This window comes from Streptomyces sp. NPDC007983 (assembly GCF_042958345.1).
GTDB lineage: Bacteria > Actinomycetota > Actinomycetes > Streptomycetales > Streptomycetaceae > Streptomyces.
Map to the genome: position 1 here is coordinate 1 of NZ_JBIBJI010000023.1, position 16407 is coordinate 16407.

13 protein-coding genes and 1 pseudogene are annotated in these 16407 nt (G+C 73.0%); 7 read left to right on the plus strand and 7 right to left on the minus strand.

Going from position 1 to position 16407, the window contains the following annotated elements; translation table 11 throughout:
- Nucleotides 1-442 precede the first annotated feature (442 nt).
- A complete protein-coding gene (locus ACFZCY_RS39275) occupies nt 443-892 on the plus strand; it encodes a PTS glucose transporter subunit IIA (RefSeq protein ID WP_391184795.1) in 450 nt (149 codons plus the stop codon).
- A gap of 95 nt (nt 893-987) precedes the next feature.
- Nucleotides 988-2658 carry a phosphoenolpyruvate--protein phosphotransferase gene (gene ptsP / locus ACFZCY_RS39280; protein WP_391184798.1) on the plus strand — a complete coding sequence of 557 codons (1671 nt, stop codon included), beginning with the start codon at nt 988-990 and terminating at the stop codon, nt 2656-2658.
- Between the two features lie 71 nt (nt 2659-2729).
- Here ptsP and ACFZCY_RS39285 read toward each other — a convergent pair whose 3' ends face one another.
- Nucleotides 2730-3692 carry a hypothetical protein gene (locus ACFZCY_RS39285; RefSeq protein ID WP_391184801.1) on the minus strand — a complete coding sequence of 321 codons (963 nt, stop codon included), beginning with the start codon at nt 3690-3692 and terminating at the stop codon, nt 2730-2732.
- An 85-nt stretch (nt 3693-3777) separates the two neighbouring features.
- Nucleotides 3778-4817 (minus strand): annotated as a pseudogene (locus ACFZCY_RS39290) (NAD(P)/FAD-dependent oxidoreductase).
- Between the two features lie 74 nt (nt 4818-4891).
- Between ACFZCY_RS39290 and ACFZCY_RS39295 the strand changes: the two are divergent.
- The gene (locus ACFZCY_RS39295; RefSeq protein WP_391184804.1) at nt 4892-5125 is read left to right on the plus strand and encodes a helix-turn-helix domain-containing protein; all 234 of its coding nucleotides are present in this window, start codon (nt 4892-4894) and stop codon (nt 5123-5125) included.
- Here the strand turns inward: ACFZCY_RS39295 and ACFZCY_RS39300 are convergent.
- Complete coding sequence (locus tag ACFZCY_RS39300) at nt 5122-7140, minus strand: acetoacetate--CoA ligase (protein ID WP_391184807.1); 2019 nt, start codon at nt 7138-7140, stop codon at nt 5122-5124. The genes ACFZCY_RS39295 and ACFZCY_RS39300 overlap by 4 nt on opposite strands.
- A 217-nt stretch (nt 7141-7357) precedes the next feature.
- Here ACFZCY_RS39300 and ACFZCY_RS39305 point away from each other — a divergent pair, with 217 nt between their 5' ends.
- Together ACFZCY_RS39305 and ACFZCY_RS39310 are read left to right on the plus strand one after the other, a co-directional pair.
- A complete protein-coding gene (locus ACFZCY_RS39305; RefSeq protein WP_391184809.1) occupies nt 7358-9757 on the plus strand; it encodes a TIM-barrel domain-containing protein in 2400 nt (799 codons plus the stop codon).
- Nucleotides 9758-9804: 47 nt separating this feature from the next.
- Nucleotides 9805-10608: a M15 family metallopeptidase gene (locus tag ACFZCY_RS39310; RefSeq protein WP_391184812.1), complete on the plus strand. Its 804-nt coding sequence runs from the start codon at nt 9805-9807 to the stop codon at nt 10606-10608.
- A 16-nt stretch (nt 10609-10624) separates the two neighbouring features.
- Here the strand turns inward: ACFZCY_RS39310 and ACFZCY_RS39315 are convergent, their stop codons facing one another.
- The 4 genes from ACFZCY_RS39315 to ACFZCY_RS39330 form a co-directional block, all read right to left on the minus strand.
- On the minus strand, nt 10625-11437 hold the full coding sequence (locus ACFZCY_RS39315; protein ID WP_361488885.1) for an ABC transporter permease: 813 nt from the start codon (nt 11435-11437) through the stop codon (nt 10625-10627).
- Between the two features lie 11 nt (nt 11438-11448).
- Nucleotides 11449-12297, minus strand: coding sequence for an ABC transporter permease subunit (locus tag ACFZCY_RS39320; protein ID WP_391184817.1), 849 nt, complete (start codon nt 12295-12297; stop codon nt 11449-11451).
- A gap of 1 nt (nt 12298) precedes the next feature.
- Nucleotides 12299-13483 (minus strand): extracellular solute-binding protein, encoded by a 1185-nt coding sequence (locus ACFZCY_RS39325; protein WP_391184820.1) that lies wholly within the window; start codon nt 13481-13483, stop codon nt 12299-12301.
- A 92-nt stretch (nt 13484-13575) separates the two neighbouring features.
- Nucleotides 13576-14613 (minus strand): ATP-binding cassette domain-containing protein, encoded by a 1038-nt coding sequence (locus ACFZCY_RS39330; RefSeq protein WP_391184823.1) that lies wholly within the window; start codon nt 14611-14613, stop codon nt 13576-13578.
- 139 nt (nt 14614-14752) lie between these two features.
- Here ACFZCY_RS39330 and ACFZCY_RS39335 point away from each other — a divergent pair, with 139 nt between their 5' ends.
- On the plus strand, nt 14753-15205 hold the full coding sequence (locus ACFZCY_RS39335; protein ID WP_391184826.1) for a zinc ribbon domain-containing protein: 453 nt from the start codon (nt 14753-14755) through the stop codon (nt 15203-15205).
- Nucleotides 15202-16392 carry a lipid-transfer protein gene (locus tag ACFZCY_RS39340; RefSeq protein ID WP_391184829.1) on the plus strand — a complete coding sequence of 397 codons (1191 nt, stop codon included), beginning with the start codon at nt 15202-15204 and terminating at the stop codon, nt 16390-16392. Before ACFZCY_RS39335 ends, ACFZCY_RS39340 begins: the two co-directional genes overlap by 4 nt.
- Nucleotides 16393-16407: the final 15 nt, after the last annotated feature.

Below are 16407 nucleotides of genomic sequence, written 5' to 3' on the forward strand. Positions count from 1 at the left end.
TGGCGTTGACTTTTAGCACGCTGTTGAGTTCTCAAGGAACGGACGCTTCCTTTGAAACCGTATCACCGGTCTCTCCGGGCTTTTCCCTCCGGCCTCTCGGCCTTTCGTGTCTCACACGCTATCAGACCTTTTTCCGCTTTCCGAATCCGTGTCTTTCGCATGGCATGCGAAAGCAGATCCGGGATTTGGATCAAGTGACTGAAGGTGCCGCCCTCACCTGGACGAGACCGCAGCTGACTGCGATGCTTCATCCGGATGGGCAGGAGTACGACAGTACAGCGCCTCACGCGGCCGTGGCAAATCGATTCGGGGTCCTCTGGGGGTCTCCGGCCTGCGCCGCTTGTGCGGAATCCCAAGTTCCTATGACTTACGCTTCTGGGCAGTGCGCTGTCCGGGACAGGCGGTGACGGCGCGAGATGGATCTTCACCCGGGAGGCCTCCCATGACCACCGTGACGTCTCCGCTCGCCGGGCGCGCGATCGGACTGACAGCGGTTCCCGATCCCGTGTTCTCGGGCGCCATGGTCGGTCCGGGTACGGCGATCGACCCGGTGCTCGAGACCTGTGTGGCCGTGGCTCCGGTCGACGGCATCGTCGTCTCGCTGCACCCGCACGCGTTCGTGGTCGTGGACGAGGACGGGCATGGAGTACTCACCCACCTCGGGATCGACACCGTGCAGCTCAACGGCGACGGCTTCGATGTCCTCATCAACAAGGGGGACACCGTGAAGCGCGGTGACGCGATCGTGCGCTGGGACCCCGCGGTGGCCGTGGCCGCCGGTAAGTCGCCGATCTGTCCGATCGTGGCCCTGGAGGCCACGGCCGATTCCCTTGCCGCGGTCCGGGAGGACGGCGATGTGAAGCCGGGCGACGCGCTCTTCAGCTGGACGTGACCCCGACGCCGTCCGGAACCGGTCCGGGCGGCGTCGACGGCGAGTACGACATCCACCACGGCGGGGTTCCGCCGTATCAACCGGGGACAGGTGACATGGAGACAACGCTGCGAGGCGTCGGCGTGAGCCACGGGGTGGCCATCGGCGAGGTGCGCCACATGGGCACGGCGGTACTGGAGCCGCCCGCGAAGCAGATTCCGGCCGACGAGGCGCCGCGTGAGCAGGGTCGGGCGCGCCAGGCGGTGGAGGCCGTGTCGGCGGATCTGATCGCGCGCGGCAACCTCGCGGGCGGCGAGGCCCAAGCCGTGCTCGAGGCGCAGGCCATGATGGCGCAGGACCCGGAGCTGATCGCCGACGTCGAGCGGCGGATCGCGGTGGGCAGCACCGCCGAGCGCGCGGTGTACGACGCCTTCGCCGCGTACCGGGCGCTGCTGGCAGGGGCCGGGGAGTACCTGGCGGGCCGGGTGGCCGACCTCGATGACGTGCGGAACCGGATCGTGGCGCGGCTGCTGGGTGTGCCGATGCCGGGCGTGCCCGACAGCGACGAGCCGTATGTACTGATCGCTCGCGATCTCGCCCCGGCCGACACGGCGCTCCTCGACCCGACCCTGGTGCTCGGCTTCGTGACCGAGGAGGGCGGGCCGACGAGCCACAGCGCGATTCTGGCGCGCGCCCTCGGGGTCCCGGCCGTGGTGGCGCTGCCCGGCGCGGGGGAGCTGGTCGAGGGCACCATGATCGCCGTGGACGGCAGCACGGGCGAGATCTTCGTGTCGCCGAACGAGGAGAAGCGGGCGGAGCTGACCCGGGCCGCCGAGGAGCGGCGGGCGGCGCTGGCCGCCTCGTCCGGTCCGGGGGCGACCTCCGACGGGCACAAGGTGCCGCTGCTGGCGAACGTCGGCGGTCCGGCGGACGTACCGGCGGCGGTCGAGGCGGGCGCCGAGGGCGTGGGGCTGTTCCGGACCGAGTTCCTCTTCCTCGACGACAGCACGAAGGCGCCGTCGGAGGAGAAGCAGACCGAGGCCTACCGGCAGGTGCTGGAGGCGTTCCCCGAGGGCCGGGTGGTGGTCCGGGTCCTGGACGCGGGCGCGGACAAGCCGCTGGACTTCCTCACCCCTTCCGATGAGCCCAACCCGGCGCTGGGCGTACGCGGGCTGCGCACGCTGCTGGACCACCCCGAGGTACTGCGGACGCAATTGACGGCGCTGGCCAAGGCGGCCGAGGGGCTGCCGGTCTATCTCGAGGTCATGGCGCCGATGGTGGCCGACCGGCTGGACGCCAAGGCGTTCGCGGACGCGTGCCGGGAGGCCGGGCTGCAGGCCAAGTTCGGCGCGATGGTGGAGATTCCGTCGGCCGCGCTGCGGGCCCGCTCGATCCTCCAGGAGGTCGAGTTCCTGTCGCTGGGCACCAACGACCTGGCCCAGTACACCTTCGCCGCCGACCGTCAGGTGGGTGCGGTGTCGCGGCTGCAGGACCCGTGGCAGCCCGCGCTGCTCGACCTGGTCGCGGCGTCGGCCGAGGCCGCGCAGGCCGAGGGCAAGAGCTGCGGGGTGTGCGGTGAGGCCGCGTCGGACCCACTGCTGGCATGTGTGCTGACCGGTCTGGGCGTCACCAGCCTCTCCATGGGTGCCGCGTCGATTCCGTATGTCCGCGCCACGCTGGCCAAGCACACGCTCGCCCAGTGCGAGCGGGCCGCTTCGGCGGCGCGCGCGGCGGACACCGCCGAGGATGCCCGCCGGGCCGCGCAGGCGGTGCTGTCCGGCGAGTGAGCCGGTGAGGGAAGCAGGATGCGGGGCCCGTCCCGCCGCGGTGGCCGCGGCGGGACGGGCCCTTCGCCGTGTCACCCCTCCTCGGTCCGGGGCAGCGGCCGGGGCAGTGGGAGGCCCGCCCGGTACTCGACGCCGTGCTCCGGCGGGATCGGCTCACCGGTGTGCGCATCGGTGCAGTAGGCGGTGAAGACCTCGGCCTCGCTCAGCGGGCGGGGCCAGCCGTCACGCAGCGCCCAGCCGCGGACCGTGTCCGGGGCTCCGGGCAGGCTCGTCCGCAGGACGATGCCGCCGGGGCTTCCGGTGGCGATGCCGCAGGCCAGCACGGTGCGGAAGACGAGGGCGCCGGGCTCGGCGAGCCTCGGCGGCCGGCCTTCGCGCGCGGTGGCGTGCACCACGGCGGCCAGCGGGGTGTCGTCCACCGGGACGCTGCACACCAGGTGGTGCAGGCCCGGGCCCGCCGCGTCGAGCACCGCGTACAGCGCGGCCGTGGCGCGGTCGAACGCCGCGCGGCCGGTGCCGTGCCCACAGCCGTCACGGCCGCCGCAGCCGCCCGCGCGGGCGAGCACGGCCGACGCGTACTCCCAGGTGGCGCGCTCCTCGGCCGCGGTGATCAGACGTGGCAGCAGCTGGTCGATGGGCTGGCCCTCGTAGACGACGGTGGCGCCCGTGGACGCCACCTCCGCCGTGTAGCGGCTGCGGCTCGTGGGGGTGTCCGGGTCGAGCCGGGTGTGCGCGCAGTACTCCTGGTAGGCGACCGGGTCGAAGAGGGCGACGGTGGTATGCACGCCCTGTGACGAGAGCGCCCGCAGCAGCCCCTCCATCCGCCGCAGGTACCGGGCGTGGTCGTCGAAGCCGAAGGACACGTAACGCCGCATGGCGGCGAAGTCCTCCTCGGACGCCAGCAGCGCCACGATGCCGGGAACTTCCCTGCGTAAGGCGCGGATCGCGGTGGGCTTCCCGCAGTCGGGGCCGTGCTCGCGGCCGTGCTCGCGGCCGGAGCCGCCGGTGTCGGTGCCGGTGTCGGTGTGCGCCATGACTCCCCCTCAGCGCAGACGTTCAGTGCTCACTCACCGTAACCGGGACCACTGACAACGCTCCGGCGGGCACGTCATCGGGCTGTCAGCCACGGAGCCGGTCGAGGCGGAACGGCGTGAGGGCGGCGGGGCGGCAGCCGGTCACGACGTACGAGGCGAGTTCGCTGCCGGTGACCGGGCCCAGCGTCACGCCCAGCATGCCGTGGCCGGTGGCGGTGAAGGCGTTCCCGGGGCCGGGTACGCGGTCGATGACCGGCAGCCCGTCGGGCAGGAACGGCCGGCCACCGACCCAGGGGTCGCGGATCAGCGCCACAAGGTCGTCCGGATCGTCGAACCACTGCCCGAGGTAGTGCCTGCTCGCCCGGGCGACGGCGACGATCCGGCGCCAGTCGAGCCGGTTGTTGTTGCCGCTCAGCTCCATCGTTCCGGCGATGCGGGTGGTGCCGCCGATCGGGGAGGCCACCGCCCGGTGCTCACCGAAGTACAGGGTGTGCGTCGGCGCGGGGTCGAGGTCCACGGAGAAGCTGTAGCCCTTGCCCGCCTGGAGCGGAAGGGGGTGTCCCAGCTCGCGCAGCAGGCCGGCGGAGCGCACTCCGGCCGCGATGACGACAGCCGAGCAGGGGACTCGCCGGTGTCGGTGACCACGGCGGTGACCCGGTCCCCGGCCGGGCCGCGCCGGAAGCCGGTCGCCGCCACGTTCTCGTGGACCTTCACCCCGCTCGCCGCCAGCCGTTCTTCGAGGGCCTGCGCGAAGGCCGCCGGGTCCAGGACGCCTTCGCCGGGGACGAGGTAGGCGGCCCGGACCGCCGGCGCCAGCGACGGGTCCAGGGCCATCGCCTCGGGGCCGGTGCTGACGTCGTCCGGGAGCGGGTAGCGGCCGTCCGCCATCTGCCGCTGGAGCTGGAGGTGGTGCCGCGCCTCGCCGGGCGACAGGAACGCGTGCACCATGCCGGGGCGGCTCGGGGTGGTCTCGACTCCCGCCTCCCGCAGCCCGTCGAAGAGCGCGAACGTGGTCCGGTTCAGCTCGGCGATCGCCGCGTAACCGCGCCGGAACGCCGCGGGCGTGCTGCTGCGCCAGAAGCGCCACAGCCACCGTACGAACGCGAGGTCGGGCAGCGGGCGCAAATAGACTGCGAGGCCATCAGCTGCTGGCCGCCGTCGGGCAGCACACCCGGGCCCGGCTCATCGCCCTGACCACCGTGGACCTGCGTACGCAGCCGGACTGGCCGGTGCTGCGGGAGACGGTGGTGGCGTGGTGCGAGAACGGCTTCAACCTGGTGCGGGCGTCGGCGGCGCTGCACATCCACCGCAACACCCTCGTCTACCGCATGAACAAGATCGAGCACATCAGCGGCCGCTCACTGCGCGACCGCGGTGCGCTCTCCCTCTATCTGGCCTGTCTGGCCGACCAGTTGGACACCGCGCGCGGCTAGTCGGCCGTCACGCCCTTCGTCCGGGCCAGCCGCTCGTAGTACCGCAGCAGCTCCAGGTCGTCCACGGACCCCGGGTTGACCGCCTTGTCCAGGGCCGTGCCCTGCAGGAGCCGCTTGACCGGGACCTCGATGCGCTTGCCGGTGAGCGTGTGGGGGACGCCCGGGACCTCGATGACCTCGTCGGGGACGTGGCGCGGGGAGAGCTGCGCGCGGATGGTGCTCTTGATGCGGGCCAGCAGCTCGTCGTCCAGGGTGGCGCCCGGGGCGAGGTGGACGAAGAGCGGCATCCAGTAGCCGCCGTCGGGCTGTTCGACGCCGATGACGAGGGATTCGCGGATCTCGGGGAGGCGTTCGACCGCCTCGTAGATGTCGGCGGACCCCATCCGTACGCCCTGCCGGTTGAGCGTGGAGTCGGAGCGGCCGTGGATGACGACGGTGCCGCGCGAGGTGAGGGTGATCCAGTCGCCGTGGCGCCAGACGCCGGGGAACATCTCGAAGTAGCTGTCGCGGTAGCGGCTGCCGTCGGGGTCGTTCCAGAAGCGTACCGGCATGGACGGCATGGGGCGGGCGACGACCAGCTCGCCGACCTCGTCGACCACCGGCCTGCCCTGCGGGTCCCACGCCTGCAGGTCGGTGCCGAGGCCGGGCGCCTGCAGCTCGCCGATGTGGACGGGGAGGGTTGGCACGGCGCCCGCGAAGCAGCTGCACACATCGGTGCCGCCGCTGACGGAGGCGATCCACATGTCCTCCGCCACCTCGTCGTGGATCCAGCGGAAGCCGTCCGGTGGCAGCGGTGAGCCAGTGGTGGCGACGCACTTCACCCGGGACAGGTCGAAGTCGCGCCCCGGGTGCACACCGGCCTTGCGGCAGGCCATGACGTACGCGGCGGAGGTGCCGTACAGGGTGGTGCCGGTGCGCTCGGCGATGCGCCACTGGGCGGCGGTGTCCGGGTGGCCGGGGCTGCCGTCGTACAGCACCACGGTGGCGCCGACGAGCAGCCCGGACACCAGGAAGTTCCACATCATCCAGCCGGTGGAGGTGTACCAGAAGAAGCGGTCCTCGGGGCCGAGGTCGCTGTGCAGGCCCAGCTGCTTGAGGTGTTCCAGCAGGATGCCGCCCTGGGACTGCACGATCGCCTTGGGCAGGCCGGTGGTACCGGAGGAGTAGAGCACCCACAGCGGGTGGTCGAAGGGCACCTGCTCGAAGACCGGGGCGGTCTCCTCGCTGACGAGGTCGTCCCAGTCGAGCGCGCCCTCGGGGGCGGGGGTGCCCAGCAGCGGGATGTGGACGACGGCGCGCACGGTGGGCAGTTCGCGGCGCAGCTCGGCGACGGTCTCGGTGCGGTCGTGGGTCTTGCCGCCGTAGACGTAGCCGTCGACGGTGAACAGGACGACGGGCTCGACCTGCTGGAAGCGGTCCAGGACGCTGCGCGCGCCGAAGTCGGGGGCGCAGGAGGTCCACACCCCGCCGACGGCGGCGGTGGCGAGGAAGGCGATGGCGGCCTGCGGGATGTTGGGCAGGTAGCCGCTGACCCGGTCGCCGGGGCGGACGCCGAGGCGGCGCAGCGCGGCGGCGGCCGCACCGACCCGGGCGCGCAGCTCGGCCCAGGTGACGGGGCGGGGCTCATGGGTCTCGTCGACGTGCAGCAGCGCGGGGTCGTCGGCGCGGGCGGGGTCCTCGCCCGCGCGCAGGGCGTGCTCGGCGTAGTTGAGGGTGGCGCCGGGGAACCAGCGGGCGCCGGGCATGGCGGGGTCGGCGAGCACGGTGTCGTACGGGGTGCCGAAGCGCACCTCGAACCACTCGGCGACCGACTGCCAGAAGGTCTCCAGCTCCTCCACCGACCAGCGGTGCAGCGCGGCGTAGCTCGCGGCCGGGTCGCCGGGGCTCGCGGCGGGTGCGCCGTGCCGCTCGGCCGCCCAGGCGTGGAAGCGGGTCAGCTGGGCGCGGGCGATCCGGTCCGCGCCGGGCTGCCACAGGGGGCCGGGCAGGTGGTCGGGGTGGGCTGCGGTGTTCATCTGTGTTCGGCTCCCGGGAGGTCCGCTTAGGTCCGCTAGGTCCGGTTGGTCCGCGTCGTCGGCTGCTTCGGCGTCCGAGCAGGACGATGCCATGTGATCGACTTGTGCACCAGGGGCGCCACTCCACATCCGCGGTGGGTGCCATGTGGGACGACCACGGGTGAACGGCAGTTGAACTATGGTCGCGTCCTGCCTCGTCAATGGCACAGTGATCAGTATGAATGCGCGTGACCTGGTGCGGTCGGTGAAGGTGGTCGGTACGGCGCGGGGGCTGCGCTCCCTGCGCTGGGCGTGGCGGCGCCGCCGCACGGACGCGACCGGACTGCCGCGGCGGGGCGCGGAGCTGGCCCGGGTGCCGGGTGTGGTGGAGGGCGCGGATCCGCAGCCGGGCGGTGGCGTGGTGCGGTTCGCGCGGTCCTCGCTGCGGGTGCGGGTGGCGGCGGGCGGGGCGGTGTTCTGCGGCTGGGACGGGGCCGAGCCGGAGCCGTCGTACGCGCTGGACGGCGCTTGTCCGGAGGCGGACGAGCGGGCCCAGCTGGAGCCGGACACGGACGGCGGCTGGCGGGTGGTGTCGGAGCGGGTGACGGTCGCGGTGTCGCGGATGGGCGCGGTGGAGGTGCGTACTCCGGGCGGGGTGGTGCTGCGGCGGGATCTGCCGCCGCGCTGGTGGGAGCCGGCCGAGGCGGTGATCGGCCGCGGCTGCGAGGGCGGGGCGGCGGGGGTGCCGGGCTCGCGCTGGCACCAGCGGTCGGAGGTGGCGGCGGACGCGCGGTTCTTCGGGCTCGGCGGACGGGCGGGCGGGCCGCGGCTGAGGGACGGCTCGTACCGGCTGTGGAACACCGATCCCGGCGGCGGCTTCGGGCCGGGCGACGATCCGCTGTATCTGACGATGCCGGTGCAGCTGGTGGTGGCCGACGCGGGCACCCATCTGGTGTTCCACGACAACTCGTGGGACGGCACGGTCGGTCTGCGGGAGGGCGAGGAGGGCGCGGGCTCGGGGCACGACCGGCCGGGTGGCGTGCGGATGCGCATGGAGGGCGGGCCGCTGCGCTACTGGGTGTTCGTGGGCACCCCGGCCCGGGTGCTGCACGGCTGGGCGGCGCTGACCGGCTCCCCCGCGGTCCCGCCGGGCTGGGCGCTGGGCCACCACCACGCGCGCTGGGGGTTCGGCGACGCGCAGGAGGTGCGGCGGGTGGTGGCGGGCTACCGGGAGCGGGACCTGCCGCTGTCGGCGCTGCACCTGGACATCGACCATCTGTCCGGGAACCGGATCTTCACGGTGGACGCGGCGCGGTTCCCCGATCTGCCGGGGCTCGCCGCCGAGCTGCGACGGGACGGGGTGCGGCTGGTGTCGATCGTGGACCCGGCGGTGAAGGCGGAGCCGGGCAACGCGGTGTACGACAGCGGGTCGGCGGCGGAGGGGTTCGTGACCGACGCCCGCGGCCGGGAGGTGCGCGGGGTGGTGTGGGCGGGCGAGTCGGTCTTCCCGGACTTCACCGACCCGCGGGTGCGCAAGTGGTGGGGCGCGCTGTACGCGGAGCGGCTGGAGCAGGGCTTCTCCGGGGTGTGGCACGACAGATGCGAACCGGTGTCGTTCGCCGCCTTCGGCGAGCCGACCCTGCCGCGCTCGGCCCGCCACGCCCTGGAGGGCCGGGGCGGGGACCACCGGGAGGCGCACAACGTGTACGGGCTGGCCATGGCCCGGGCCGGGTACGAGGGTCTCGGCGAGCTGCGCCCCGACGAGCGGCCGTTCCTGTTCTCCCGCTCCGGCTGGGCGGGGCTCCAGCGGTACGGGGGCAGCTGGTCCGGTGATGTGACGACGGGCTGGCCGGGGCTGCGGGCCTCGCTGGCGCTGGTGATCGGGCTCGGTCTTTCGGGCGTTCCGTACTCCGGCCCGGACATCGGCGGCTTCACCGGCTCCCCGTCGCCGGAGCTGTATCTGCGCTGGTTCCAGCTGGGCGCGTATCTGCCGCTGTTCCGTACGCATTCGGCGATCACGGCCGGGCGGCGCGAGCCGTGGGAGTTCGGGGCCGCGGTGCTGGAGCACGCGGCGGCGGCGCTGCGCGAGCGGCAGCGGCTGCTGCCGTACTTCATGACGCTGGCGCGGCTGGCGGAGCGCACCGGCGCGCCCTATGTACGGCCCGTGTGGTGGCGGCAGCCGAAGGACCGCAGCTTGCGCGACTGCGAGGACGCCTTCCTGTTGGGCGACGCGCTGCTGGTGGCGCCGGTGCTGGAAGAGGGCGCGGTGCGGCGGGCGGTGCGGCTGCCGCGCGGCCACTGGTACGACACGGCGACCGGCCGCGCCTACGAGGGCCCCGGACAGGTGGTGGTGGACGCCCCGCTGTCCCGGATCCCGGTGCTGGCCCGGGCGGGCGCGGTGATACCCGTCGCGGCGCCGGACGGCGGCGTGGAGCTGGAGGTGTGGGCGCCGTGTCAGGGGCGCAAGGGCGGCGGGTCGATGGCGGTGGACGCGGGCGACGGCTGGGACAAGGCGGAGCTGGTGCGGTTCGTCTCCCGGCTGCGCGGGGACGAGGTGCGGGTCGAGCGGGAGGGCGGCGTCGAGGCGGGGTATCCGGTGCGGGTCCGGGGTGGTTCGCGGCCCGGCGGCAGGGGTTAGTTCCGGAGGGGGTTCGCGGCCCGGCGGCACGGGGTAGTTGGGTGTGCATGCCAAGACTCACCACCGCGCTGCGCGCGCTCGCCCTGCCCTTCGCCGCTCTCATGGCCCTCGCCTCGCCCGCCCCGGCGCAGGCGAAGGCCGGGCCCGAGGCGCCGAAGGAGTTCGTGGCGCTGAGCGATGTGGATCCGACGATCCGCCAGGAGATCCGGTACTTCACGCCGCACAACTTCACCGGCCGCCCCGTGGACGGCTATCGCAGGCCCCTGTGCCTGCTGACCCGCCCGGCGGCCAGGGCGCTGCACCGGGTGCAGCGTCAGCTGCTGCGCCGGGGCTACACCCTGAAGGTGTACGACTGCTACCGGCCGCAGCGCGCGGTGGACACCTTCGTCGACTGGGCGAAGGACCTCGACGACCAGCGGATGAAGCGCGAGTTCTATCCGGACGTCGACAAGACCCGGCTGTTCGAGGACGGTTACATCGCCGAGAAGTCGGGGCACAGCCGGGGCAGCACGATGGACCTGACGATCGCGCGGCTGCCCGCGCTGCCGACCCGCCCGTACGTGCCGGGCGAGAAACTGGTGCCCTGCTACGCGCCCCAGAAGGACCGCTTCCCCGACAACTCGGTCGACATGGGCACCGGTTACGACTGCTTCGACACGCTCTCGCACACCCTCGATCCGCGGATCGAGGGCACGCAGCGGGCCAACCGGCTACTGCTCAAGGGCGCGATGGAGGCCCAGGGCTTCGTCAACCTGGCCGAGGAGTGGTGGCACTACACGTACCAGCCGGAGCCGTTCCCGGACACCTACTTCGACTTCCCGGTCTCCCGCCGGTCACTGACGAGGCACTGACCCCGGCGCCGATCTCTCACAGCCGCCCGCCCGCGGTGTCCGAGGACAGCCGCTGCGCGATGGCCACGGGCACCACGGACAGGGCGATGAGCGTCGCGGCGACGACGTTGACGACGGGGGCCTGGTGGGGCCGGGCCAGGTTCTCGTAGATCCAGATGGGCAGGGTGCGGGTGCCGGGGCCGGCGGTGAAGGTCGTCACCACGATCTCGTCGAAGGAGAGCGCGAAGGCGAGCAGCGCGCCCGCGAAGAGCGCGGAGCGCATGGCCGGGAAGGTGACGTGGCGGAAGGTCTGCCAGGGGCGCGCCCCGAGGTCCGCGGACGCCTCGGCCATCGAGGGGGCGATGCGGCGCAGCCGGGCCGCCACGTTGTTGAAGACGACCACGACGCAGAACGTGGCGTGCCCGACGACCACCGTGAACAGGCCGAAGCCGATGCCGAGCGGGCCCAGGACGGTGCGGAAGGCGGCGTTGAGGGCGATGCCGCTGACGATGCCGGGCAGCGCGATCGGCAGCACCAGCAGGAAGGACACGGTCCGGCGGCCGAAGAAGCGGTGCCGGTGGACGGCGTACGCGGCCATGGTGCCCAAGCACAGGGCGATCCCGGTGGCGGCGAGCCCGGCCTTGAGCGAGGTGAGCAGGGCGTCGCGGGCGCCCTGGTTGTGCAGGGCGGCGCGCCACCACTGGCCGGTGAGGCCGCTGGGCGGCCAGCCGAAGGAGCGGTCGGCGTTGAAGGAGTTGAGCAGGACGAGCAGCAGGGGCGCGTAGACGACGGCGAGTCCGGCGGCGGTGACGCAGCCGAGGACGATCCGGGCGGTGCGCGACAGCCTCATCCGGCTTTCTCCTAGAGCGAGTCGAGGGCGCCGGCGCGGCGTACGGCGGCCAGGTAGCAGACGATGAGGACGACGGGCACGGCGGAGAGCGCGGCGGCCATCGGCAGGTCGAGGGTGACCTGGGAGGCGATGGCGTTGCCGAGGAGCTGGGTCTTGCCGCCGACGATCTGCACGGCGATGTAGTCGCCGAGGCTGAGCGAGAAGGTGAAGACGGACCCGGCGAGCAGGGCGGGGCGTACGGCGGGCAGGACGACCGAGCGCAGAGTGCGCCAGGTGCCCGCGCCGAGGTCGGCAGAGGCTTCCAGGGTGCGTTCGGAGAGCCGTTCCAGGGCCGCGTACACCGGGAGGATCATGTACGGCAGCCACAGGTAGGCCAGCACCAGGACGACGGCGGTGGTGCCGTAGCCGGGCCCGTGCAGGCCGAGCGGGGAGAGCCCGGAGTTGACCACGCCGTCCTCGCCGAGCATCACCCGCCAGGCGTACGCCTTGACCAGGTAGCTGGCCCACAGCGGGGTGAGCACGGCCACCAGCAGCGGCCGGCGCCACCGCGGGCCCGCGACGCGCGCCATGCAGAAGGCCATGGGCAGCGCGAGGAGCGCGTCCAGGACGGTGACGGCGGCGGCGATGGTGAGGGTGCGCAGCGCGATGGTGCGGTAGACGGGGGTGGTCAGCAGTTCGTGGACGTTGTCGGTGTTCCAGGTGCGGACGACGTCGGAGGTGAAGGAGTCGGTGGTCCAGAAGGCGGAGAGCAGGAGGACCGCGAGCGAGCCGAGGTAGGCGAGGGTCAGCCACAGCAGGGGCGGCCCGAGGAGCGCGGCCAGGCGCAGCCGCGCTCCCCCGGCCCCGGCGCGGCGGCGCATCTCAGCCCTTGACCTCGGTCCAGGCGCGGGTCCACTGGGCGTAGTCGGTGCAGGTGGTGTTCTTGCGGCCGTCGAGGCACTGCTTGATGGGCGTGGTCCAGAAGTGGACGCGCTGGAAGTACTTCTCGTCGTCGGCGTGGAAGACGGCGCAGTGGTTCGGGTCGGCGGTCTCGGCGCACGCCTTGCGGTTGGCGGGAGCCTCGCCGAAGTACTCGGCGACCTGGGCGTTGACCTTCGGGGAGACGATCCAGTCGAGCCACTTGTAGGCGCAGTTGGGGTGTTCGGCCTTCGCGGAGACCATCCAGGTGTCGGACCAGCCGGTGGCGCCCTCCTTGGGGAGCACGGCCTTGACGGGCGCCTTCTCGGCCCGGGTGAGGTTCGCGATGACCTGCCAGGTGGTGCCGATGACGCTGTCGCCGCCCTTGAAGGCGGTGATCTCCTTCTGGTAGTCGCTCCAGTACTCGCCGACCGCCCGGTGCTGCTTCTTGAGCAGGGTGACGGCGGCGTCGAGCTGTTCGGAGTCGAGCGCGTACGGGTTCTTGATGCCGAGCGACGGTTTGGCGCGCATCAGGTAGAGGGCCGCGTCGGCGATGTAGATGGGCGAGTCGTACGCGGTGACACGGCCGTTGTGCGCGGCGGCGTCGTCGAAGACGGCGCGCCAGGAGTCGGGCGCGGGCTTGACCTTGTCGGTGCGGTACATGAGGAGGTTGGCGCCGCGGCCGTGCGGGATGCCGTACATCCGGCCGTCCCTGGAGTTGAACGGCTGCTGTTTGAGGGCCGGGAAGATGTCCTTGTAGTTGGGCACCAGCTTGGTGTTGACGGGGGCGGCGTCGCCGGAGGCGATGAGGCGCAGGGTGGCGTCGCCGGAGGCGGAGACCGTGTCGTACTGGCCGGTCTTCATGAGGGAGACCATCTCGTCGGAGGTGCCCGCGGTCTTGGTGCTGACCTGGCAGCCGGTCTTCTTCTCGAAGGGGTGTACCCAGTCGGCCTTCGGGTCGTTGGAGCCGTCCTCGGCGTAGCCCGCCCAGGCGATGATGTTGACCTTGCCCTCGCCCTTACCGAGCTTGTCGGGGGCGTGTGCGGCCTTGCCGCCGCCGTCATCGTCGGATCCGCAGCCAGCGGCGGTCAGCAGCAGCGCGCACACGGCCGCCGCGGACCTCCACGCGGATGTCGTCAGTTTCCGCATCCGGTCCTCCTCGTCCCACTTGGTGCTCGAGGCCCCGTCAGTATCCGCGCGTCCCTTATGCCGACGCCAGGGTGCCTCCGGCAATAAGAAGGTCAACTGGGCACCGGGAAGGCGTCCTTCTCGTCCCAGACCAGCCTGATCTCGGCCTGCGGGCGGGCGGTGGGCGGGAGTTCGGAGAGGTTCTGCCGGTGCACGGTGAGCCGGTCGCCGTGCGGAAGCGCGACGGTGAAGCGGGTGTGCGCCCCGGCGTGCACGATGTCGGCGATGCGCCCCGTGACCGTGCGCTCGCCGTCGAGGGGCGCGTCGGCGGGTTCGGTGAGCCGGATGCGCTCGGGGCGGATGCTGTACGCGCCGGGGCGGCCGATCACCCGGACCGCGGCCTCGCCGCGCAGCAGGTTGGTGGTGCCGACGAAGCCCGCGACGAAGGCGGTGGCGGGGCGTTCGTACACCTCCACGGGCGGGCCGGTCTGTTCGATCCGGCCGCCCGCGACGACGGCGACGCGGTCGCTCATGGTCAGCGCCTCCTCCTGGTCGTGGGTGACCAGGAGGAAGGTGATGCCGGTGGTGCGCTGGAGTTCCTTGAGCTCGGTCTGCATCTCCTGGCGGAGCCTGAGGTCGAGGGCGCCGAGCGGTTCGTCGAGGAGTAGCACGGCGGGCCGGTCGACGAGGGCCCGGGCGAGGGCGACGCGCTGGCGCTGGCCGCCGGAGAGCGCGTCGGGGCGGCGGGACGCGAAGCCGTCGAGGCGGACGGTGGCGAGGGCCTCGCGGGCGCGCGCGGTGCGCTCCGGCTTGCGGACGCCTCGTACGGTGAGCGCGTACGCCACGTTCTGCTCGACGGTCATGTGCGGGAAGAGCGCGTAGTCCTGGAAGACGGTGTGCACATCACGGCGGTGCGGGGGCAGCGCGGTGACGTCCCGCCCGGCGAGTTCGATGCGGCCGCTGGTGGGCCGCTCGAACCCGGCGATCAGGCGCAGCAGGGTGGTCTTGCCCGAGCCGGAGGGGCCGAGGAGCGAGAAGAACTCGCCCGGGCGGAGGGCGAGATCGACGGCGTCCAGCGCCCGGACGGTACCGGCGGTGCCGAACTCCTTGGTGACGGCGGTGCAGCGGACCGCCTCTTTCGTCTCCGCCACGCTTGGCTCCCCTCGCCGCACCGGCTGATCAGGGTCGTGATCGCGCCGGTCACCTTACCGGGGTTACCCACCGTGCGGTCCCTGTGCAACACTTCTGACGCGCCGTCAGTTATCGCTCGTTCATCCGTCGGGAGGGACCGTGGCATCTGCGCGTACGCCCGTGGTCGCCGGGTGGTTCACCTCCGGCGGCGGGGACTTCCGGCTGCTGGGCACCCGCTGCCGGGCCTGCGGCGCGGTGTACTTCCCGCGCGAGGACGCCTTCTGCCGGGCGCCCCGGTGCGCCGGCGAGGAGCTGGAGGAGGTGCCGCTGTCGCGGCGCGGCCGGGTGTGGTCGTACACCGACGGCCGCTACCGTCCGCCCGCGCCGTACCCGTCCGATCCCGCGCGCGACTGGGAGCCGTACACGCTGATCGCCGTGGAGCTGGCCGCCGAGCGGATGGTGGTGCTCGGGCAGGGGGCGCCCGGGGTGACGGTGGCGGATCTGGCGGTCGGCATGGAGGTCGAGGTGGTGCCGGGGGTGCTGGCCGGGGAGGGCGGGCGGAGCTGGTCGACCTGGCACTGGCGGCCGGTCGACGCGGAGGGGCGGTCATGACCGGCGAGGTGGCGGTGCTCGGCGCCGGGATGCACCCGTGGGGCAAATGGGGCCGGAGTTTCGTGGAGTACGGGACGAAGGCGGCGCGGGCGGCGCTCGCGGACGCCGGGCTCGACTGGCCGGACATCGCGTCGGTGGTCGGCGCGAACACCGTGCGCTGCGGCTATCCCGGCCAGGTGGCGGGGGCGACCTTCGCCGGGGCGCTGGGCTGGCAGGGGGCGCGCGTCACCAGCGTGTACGCCGCCTGCGCGTCCGGTGCGCGGGCCATCGATACCGCCCGCGCCCAGATCCTGTCCGGAATGGCGGACACCGTGCTGGTGGTGGGCGCGGACGCGGCGCCCAAGGGGTTCTTCGCGCCGTCCGGCGGCGATCGGCCCGACGACCCGGACTGGCTGCGCTTCCGGGTGCTGGGCGCCACCAACCCGGCGTACTTCGCGCTGTGGGCGCGCCGCCGGATGGCGGTGTACGGGGACACGCCCGAGGACTTCGCGGCGGTGAAGGTGAAGAACGCGGCCGCGGGTGCCGCCAACCCTCATGCCCGCTACCGCTCCCCCGTGACCGCCGAGGAGGTGGCCGCGTCGCCGGTGGTGGCCGATCCGCTGCGGCTGCTGGACATCTGTGCGACCTCGGACGGGGCCGCGGCGCTCGTGCTGACCGGCGTGGACTTCGCGCGGCGGCACGGGGTGGCGGACCCGGTGCGGATCCGGGCCGTCTCGTCCGTCTCGCCGGAGTATCCGCGGACCGCGCTCGACCTGCCGGACATCGCCACCGACTCCGCCGTGGCGTCCGGTGCGGTGCCGGACGCATTCCGTCCGTCGATCGCGCGGGCGGCGTACGAGGAGGCGGGGATCGGGCCGGAGGACCTGTCGCTCGCCGAGGTGTACGACCTGTCGACCGCGCTGGAGCTGGAGTGGTACGAGGACCTGGGGCTGTGCGGCGCCGGGGAGGGCGCGCGGCTGCTCCGGGAGGGCGCGACGGCGCTCGGCGGCCGGGTCCCGGTCAACCCGAGCGGTGGGCTCGCCTCCTTCGGGGAGGCGGTCCCGGCCCAGGCCATCGCCCAGGTGTACGAGCTGACCCAGCAGCTGCGGGGTCGGGCGGGCGACCGCCAGGTGGCGGGGGCGCGGGTGGGCATCACCGCGAACCAGGGCCTGTTCGGCCATGGCTCATCGGTGATCGCGGTCCGCTGAGGTGTGCGTGGCGCG